We start from the raw sequence: 5,617 nt of genomic DNA on the forward strand, positions 1-5,617 counted from the left end.
TCTGCGTCTTTCCGTTGCACCGCACCGGATCTGGGCGCGTCTGGACCGTTGGCCGAGCCGGCTACTCCAAGTCCTTACACCGTTACTCGGAAAGGTTCACTGAGGGAGACCTACTATAGGAGTTCACGTAGGTACGCGGGGTTGACAGCACTCCACTTCGCTAACACTCAAGCCGGAATTCAGCGAGGTCGTTGGGGATGGTAGGTAACTGACCTTGTGCCCAGCTTTACCCTGACTTGAGTAAAACAGGTAGCGGGGTCAACGTGAGTGTCCACGTTGACCCCGCGACCCCCTGAACTTAAGACCCGATCGGCGACAATTATGGGGAGCTGCCCCAGGGGCCTTGGGACGCCTGGCAGATGACTTCCGGATGGCATAAGCTGGCGAAGAGGTGATTGATATGAGAAATGATGAGCATGAGATCCCCCGCGAGTTCCGCGACTTCGCGGGCAGGCATGGACTGGCTTCCCTCTATTCGATTTGGGGAATCTCCTTATACCTGGCCGGCTTCCTGCTTTTCGGAGCATTCTTGATCGTAGGGGTTGGTGAAAGCCTCGTTCCGGCATACCTGCTCGCGGCACTCGGCTTTGGACTTCTGATCACTTCCTTTATTGCCCGACGCCGCAAGATGCGAGCGGATCAGGCGAGGATGGCCGCTTATCTTAGATGGAGGAAGGATCAGGTAACCGATGTCGGCGACGCAGAAGAGAAGTGACACCCTTCTCGGCACTTCAACTGTCCGACGACCGTCGAGCTGCGGCACTCATCGCCCACCCAGCACGTGGGAGCGCGGCCAACCATTGGCCATCCAATTGATTCAAGGACCGGTCATAACATCATCTGGTTGCGTTTCGTAGGCTTCGCGATCGAAAGGGTGGGCAGCCGTGCCCTGGTGGCTTGCACTAGTGGCGCTAGCCGGAGTTCTGCTGTTGGGTTATTGGCCATTCGTGCCGTCCAGCCGGACGGATCCCGAGGCCGAGGCTGAGCACCTCGTACGTCTTTGGGTCCAGTTCGGTCCAGGTCTCGTAGCGGGTAGCCCGGTCCGGCACCCAAGTACGCTGCTGCGGAGGCCACACCAAGGGCAGGAAGACCAGCATGGGAGCGTCCGGGGCCAACTGCCAGCCCCGCGCGATCGGCTCGCGCACCTCCGGCAGTTGCTCCGGCATCAGGCCATCCGCGTCTGTTTCGGCGGCCCTGGCCGCAGCCGGATCGGGCGGCTGGTCGGCGCCCCAGGCATACCCGATGTCCATCTTGGCAGCGTACGGCCCAGGCCTGCGCCGCCACCGTCGATATCTGGTCTGACCAGGCCAGCAATGGCGACGGGCTGCGTGCGTGCGGCGGCGAGAACCTTGGCGGTCAACTCCTGGCGGCCCAGACGCGGTGGTGGCGCAGGTGGGCCACGCAATCAGCGTCTCGGCCGGTAGTGGCGGCCAGTCGAGGCGCGGGATCCGCGGTGCAGGTATGCGGCGGCACCGAGGGCGAGGATCGTGACGGCGGTGAGCCAGGATGCTGAGGTGGTGGAGGGCTGGATCGGCCATGCCCAGGCCGCCACGATGGCGTTGGTCTGGCGTGGAGCGGCGGCGTAGACGGCGCACACGTAGCCGAAGGCTGGCAGCCATGCCAGCCGCACGCCGAGCAGCGCTGCGCCGCCGGCGACCAGTCCGATACAACCGAGAGCGTTGCGAACCAGTGCATGGGCGCCGTACGTGTCGGGTGCCTGTAGCCCGGCCAGGCTGAGCGCCATGGCGGTGATGAGAGCGGCGACGAGAAGGTGACCGGCTCGCCAGGCCCGCCACGGTAGGGGTGTGCTGCGTTCGAGGTCCTCGTCCGCGCCGGCGAGGGTGGGCCCGAGCAGTAGTGCGGCCAGCAGCGGTGCGAGCGCGACCACGGGGACGCGGGCGGCCGGTCCGTCGAAGTAGGGCCTGGTGGCGAGCCACGTTCCGGCGGCCCAGGCCAGCAGCGCGATGACACCGACACCGACCAGGAACGTGGGAGCGCCCCGGGAGCGCAGGTGCAGCGTGAGCAGGCGGCCGGTCACGGCTGCTCCCCGAGGCGAATCAGCGCCGGGATGTCACATCGGTGGGCGGCATCGAGGTAAGCGGCGAACCAGGTGCGCTGCGCTGGCTCCGGTATTGCGCGGAGCCCGGCGAGGGGCACGTCGTCGGGGGTGGCTGCCTCGTCGAGCATCCAGTCGGTGGCCAGGGTGTCGGTCCGGTAGACCCGCTGGTCGATTTCGTGAACCCCGTGGGGGTCTTCGCATCTGGCCCGGGTCACCTGCCGGAAGTCCGCCCGCAGGCTCTTCCGGCTGACCAAGCCGCCCAGCGCGGTGGACTGGTAGTCGAGACTGAGCCAGACCGTGCCGTCATCCCGTTCAATGGACTGGCCAGCCGGCTGGGCAGCCTGGTCAGCGGCTCGTCGGGGCGCTCCGGGTATCCCGTCGAGACGGGCCAGGATGGGCTGCACAACCTCGGTGACGTCGTCGATCAGGAAGGCGTTGATCCGGGACAGGCACACCTGCGGGCCGCTGCTCGTGCACACCAGCTCCACCGCGGCCGGGTCGGCCGGGAGGCGATAGGTGCCCGGTCCGGTGGTGATCGGCACGATGACGGTGACGGCGAGTCCGCCGGCCAGCAGGGCTGCTCGCCGCTGCCGCGCGGCGGCGGCGAGCAGCAGGACCGTCAAAGTCACCAGCCAGGCGGCCTGCAATGCGGTGACCCGTCCAGGGACGGCTGAGTACACCGCCCAGCCGCCGTAGACCGGCGAGAGCCACGCGGCGGGCGTGCCGTCCCAGTAGACGACGATGGCCAGGCCGAGGTAGGTGGCGAGGCCGGCGATCGGGGCGGCCACGCGCAGCGGCACGAGCCGGCCGACGAGGACGCCGACCGCGGCGGCGGCGGCCAGGGCGAGGACACCGACGGCCAGCGTCCACCACCAGCCTCCGCCGGTGTACGTCGCGACCCGCGCTACCAGCACCGCCGCTCCGGCGAACGCGACCAACAGTCCGGCGGCACCGGCCACGGTCACGGCGAGCCAGGCCACCACCAGTGGTTGCCAGCCCGGACGGGGGGTGGAAGCGATCAGCTCGTCGATGTCGCGCCGCCGTTCCCGACCGGACTGCCACGCGCCGGCAGCGATCATGAGGGCGCACAGGATCAGCATCGACACCCGCAGGTAGTTGGCGAGACCCGCCCACCGGCCGGCCCAGTCGTCCCGGTGCACGGCCAGCATCCACACTCCGGCGCCGAACATCGCCGCAGCGGCGAGGGGCGCCGTGCCGCGGCGGAGCTCCACCCTCAGCGCGCGCCTCACCGCGGTGCCGTCCGGGCGCCGCGCAGCACCGCCGTGTAGCCCCGCTCGATCGGGGAGTCGCCGCTGTCGCCGTCCCCACCGGCGGCGATCAGCTCATCGGGGAGGCCGGTGAAGACCAGCCGCCCGCCGTCGACCAGGTTCACCCGGGTGCACGCCGCTACGACGTCCTCGACCAGGTGAGTGCTGACAAGTACCACGGCATCCAGGCCCAGCTCCCGCAGCAGCGCCCGGAACTGCACCCGCTGCTCCGGGTCCAGACCGGCGGTCGGCTCGTCCAACAGCAGCAGCCGGGGGTCGTTCACGATGGCCTGGGCGATGCCGGCGCGGCGCAACATCCCGCCGGAGAGGTGCTTCATCCGGTCGTCGGCGCGCTCCAGCAGGCCGACCCGCTCGATCGCCCGGTCCACCGCCAGCGCAATCCGCGCCGGCGGCATCTCCTTCAGCCAGGCGAAGTACTCGACGAACTCCCGGACGGTGAGGCGCGGGTAGAACCCGAACGCCTGCGGCAGGTAACCCAACTGGCGGCGCGCCTGCCGCAATGCCGCGGGGTTTCCGATGTGGTGGCCCAGCAGCCGGACGTCACCTCGGTCGGGTCGCAGCACCGTGGCCAAGACCCGCATCAGGGTGGTCTTGCCGGCGCCGTTCGGGCCGAGCAACCCATGCACGCCCACACCCAGCTCAAGATCCAGGTCGTCGAAGACGACTCGTTTGCCATAGCTGACCCGCAGGCCGTCGACGCTCACCGTCGTCATGCCGGTTGCCTTCCCACCCGTTCCCGACGCACATACACCACCACCGCGGCCACCGCGGTGACGCCCAGCCATCCCGAACCGCTCGACACCAGGACCGCCACACCGCTGACCGGCGGCGCCAGCACCACCACCGCCCACGCCCCTGCCACCACAAGCACGGGCTCGGGCAGGGTGTCCATGCCCTCCGGCGGCGTACGCGGGCTCGACCAACGAGCCGAGCGCCAACGTCAGCACGGTCAACGCCACACAGGGCAACAGCCACAGCCCCGGCGTACCGATGCCCGTCACCGCGCCGGCCAGGACCGCGACGGGCCCCGCGACCGCGAGCACCGCCAGCGTGCGCCACAGCACGATCCGCAGGCCGCCCTGCGGTGTCCCCGCGATCAACTCGTGCAACGGATCGGTTCGCGGCCCGTACGACAGGGCCGTACCGACAGCGGGCAGCACCGGCGCGATCAACAGGAGCAACCACGACGGAACCACCGTCGGGCTGACCGCCAGCCCCGCGGTGAGCACCCCGGTGACGGCCACCGACAGCAACCACGCCGCACGCGCAGCGGGCCCCGCACCCACCAACACCCTGATCCGCCGCCACCCGGTCGCCTGCCGCACCCGCCCCGGTGTCGGCAACCGGCTGCCCAGCGATACCGCGACCGCCTCCACCACCAGAGCCGTGGACGCGTCCGATGGGATGCTCGTCCGGCAGTCCGCACAGCGGTCGAGGTGCGCCTCCACCGACCACGCGTCAACGTCAGCGAGGCCGCCTTCGGCGTACGCCGCCAGCACCCCGGCGTCGACGTGGAACCCGGTCACGACAGGGCCTCCCTCAACTCGCGGCGCGCCCGCATCGCCCGGGTCTTCACCGTGCCCTCCGGCACACCCAGCAACACCGCGGCCTCCCGCCCGGTCAGGCCGTCCAGCACCGTCGCCTGCAACACCGCCCGCAACTCCGGCGCCAACCGGTGCAGCGCCCGCTCCAACTCGGCGTCGTATGCACCGGCCAAGACCTCGTCCTCCGCCGACGGAGACCACGCCAACACGTCGTCGCCCGGCGCCCCCACACTCTGCGGACGGGCCAACGCACGCCGCCGCGCGTCGATCAACCGACCAGCCGCCACCGACCACAGCCAGCCCACCGCCGCACCGTCCCCGCGGTAGCCGGCCGCGGCCCGCCACACCGCCAGGAACGTCTCCTGCACCACCTCCCGGACCAACTCCGGATCACGACACCGGCGGCGCAGACGCAGCACCAACCACGGCGCGTTACGCGCATACAGCACGTCGAACGCCCCGCGGTCACCCTTCCCGACGAGGCGCAACAGCTCCTCGTCGCCCACGTCCATCACGCAAGGTTAGGACGCATCACTCGGCGAAACGGTTCTCTCCACCGCGCCACACGCCGGGCTGATCCGCGAGTTACGACCAACCCAGTCGCAAGTCGGCCCGACGGTTCGCGAGCCTCTAGACGAGTAGTTCCGATGTCAGGGGTCGATGTCTGGGCATGAAGGGAGGGTGCCGATGATCATGTTGTGACGCAAGACCTCGACACCCTCTTG

Annotated in this window: 7 protein-coding genes and 1 pseudogene; 1 reads left to right on the top strand and 7 read right to left on the bottom strand. The window is 69.5% G+C overall.

Annotated elements, in window-relative coordinates; genetic code table 11:
* The first annotated feature begins 400 nt into the window (after nucleotides 1–400).
* Entirely contained in the window at nucleotides 401–715 is a 315-nt protein-coding gene (locus AB0H57_RS32275) for a hypothetical protein (protein ID WP_357512468.1), read from the top strand.
* A 196-nt stretch (nucleotides 716–911) separates the two neighbouring features.
* Here the strand turns inward: AB0H57_RS32275 and AB0H57_RS32280 are convergent, their stop codons facing one another.
* The 7 genes and pseudogenes from AB0H57_RS32280 to AB0H57_RS32310 form a co-directional block, all read right to left on the bottom strand.
* Nucleotides 912–1,250, bottom strand: a complete 339-nt coding sequence (locus AB0H57_RS32280) for a hypothetical protein (protein WP_357512470.1) — start codon at nucleotides 1,248–1,250, stop codon at nucleotides 912–914.
* A gap of 155 nt (nucleotides 1,251–1,405) precedes the next feature.
* Complete coding sequence (locus tag AB0H57_RS32285; protein WP_357512472.1) at nucleotides 1,406–2,038, bottom strand: hypothetical protein; 633 nt, start codon at nucleotides 2,036–2,038, stop codon at nucleotides 1,406–1,408.
* Nucleotides 2,035–3,309 (bottom strand): hypothetical protein, encoded by a 1,275-nt coding sequence (locus AB0H57_RS32290; RefSeq protein WP_357512474.1) that lies wholly within the window; start codon nucleotides 3,307–3,309, stop codon nucleotides 2,035–2,037. Before AB0H57_RS32290 ends, AB0H57_RS32285 begins: the two co-directional genes overlap by 4 nt.
* Entirely contained in the window at nucleotides 3,306–4,061 is a 756-nt protein-coding gene (locus AB0H57_RS32295; RefSeq protein WP_357512478.1) for an ABC transporter ATP-binding protein, read from the bottom strand. The genes AB0H57_RS32290 and AB0H57_RS32295 overlap by 4 nt, the downstream gene beginning before the upstream one ends.
* Nucleotides 4,058–4,240: a hypothetical protein gene (locus AB0H57_RS32300; RefSeq protein ID WP_357512480.1), complete on the bottom strand. Its 183-nt coding sequence runs from the start codon at nucleotides 4,238–4,240 to the stop codon at nucleotides 4,058–4,060. The genes AB0H57_RS32295 and AB0H57_RS32300 overlap by 4 nt, the downstream gene beginning before the upstream one ends.
* A 559-nt stretch (nucleotides 4,241–4,799) precedes the next feature.
* Nucleotides 4,800–4,874: pseudogene (locus AB0H57_RS32305) on the bottom strand (hypothetical protein); the annotation flags it as partial.
* Nucleotides 4,871–5,407 (bottom strand): RNA polymerase sigma factor, encoded by a 537-nt coding sequence (locus AB0H57_RS32310; protein ID WP_357512476.1) that lies wholly within the window; start codon nucleotides 5,405–5,407, stop codon nucleotides 4,871–4,873. The gene AB0H57_RS32310 and the pseudogene AB0H57_RS32305, both read right to left, overlap by 4 nt.
* Nucleotides 5,408–5,617: the final 210 nt, after the last annotated feature.

Source organism: Micromonospora sp. NPDC050686 (genome assembly GCF_040654475.1).
Lineage (GTDB): Bacteria > Actinomycetota > Actinomycetes > Mycobacteriales > Micromonosporaceae > Micromonospora.

Excerpts from the sequence above, each read along its gene's own strand:
- AB0H57_RS32275 (WP_357512468.1), top strand. The coding sequence starts at position 401 with ATGAGAAATGATGAGCATGAGATCCCCCGCGAGTTCCGCGACTTCGCG.
- AB0H57_RS32280 (WP_357512470.1), bottom strand. The coding sequence starts at position 1,250 with ATGGACATCGGGTATGCCTGGGGCGCCGACCAGCCGCCCGATCCGGCT.
- AB0H57_RS32295 (WP_357512478.1), bottom strand. The coding sequence starts at position 4,061 with ATGACGACGGTGAGCGTCGACGGCCTGCGGGTCAGCTATGGCAAACGA.
- AB0H57_RS32300 (WP_357512480.1), bottom strand. The coding sequence starts at position 4,240 with ATGGACACCCTGCCCGAGCCCGTGCTTGTGGTGGCAGGGGCGTGGGCG.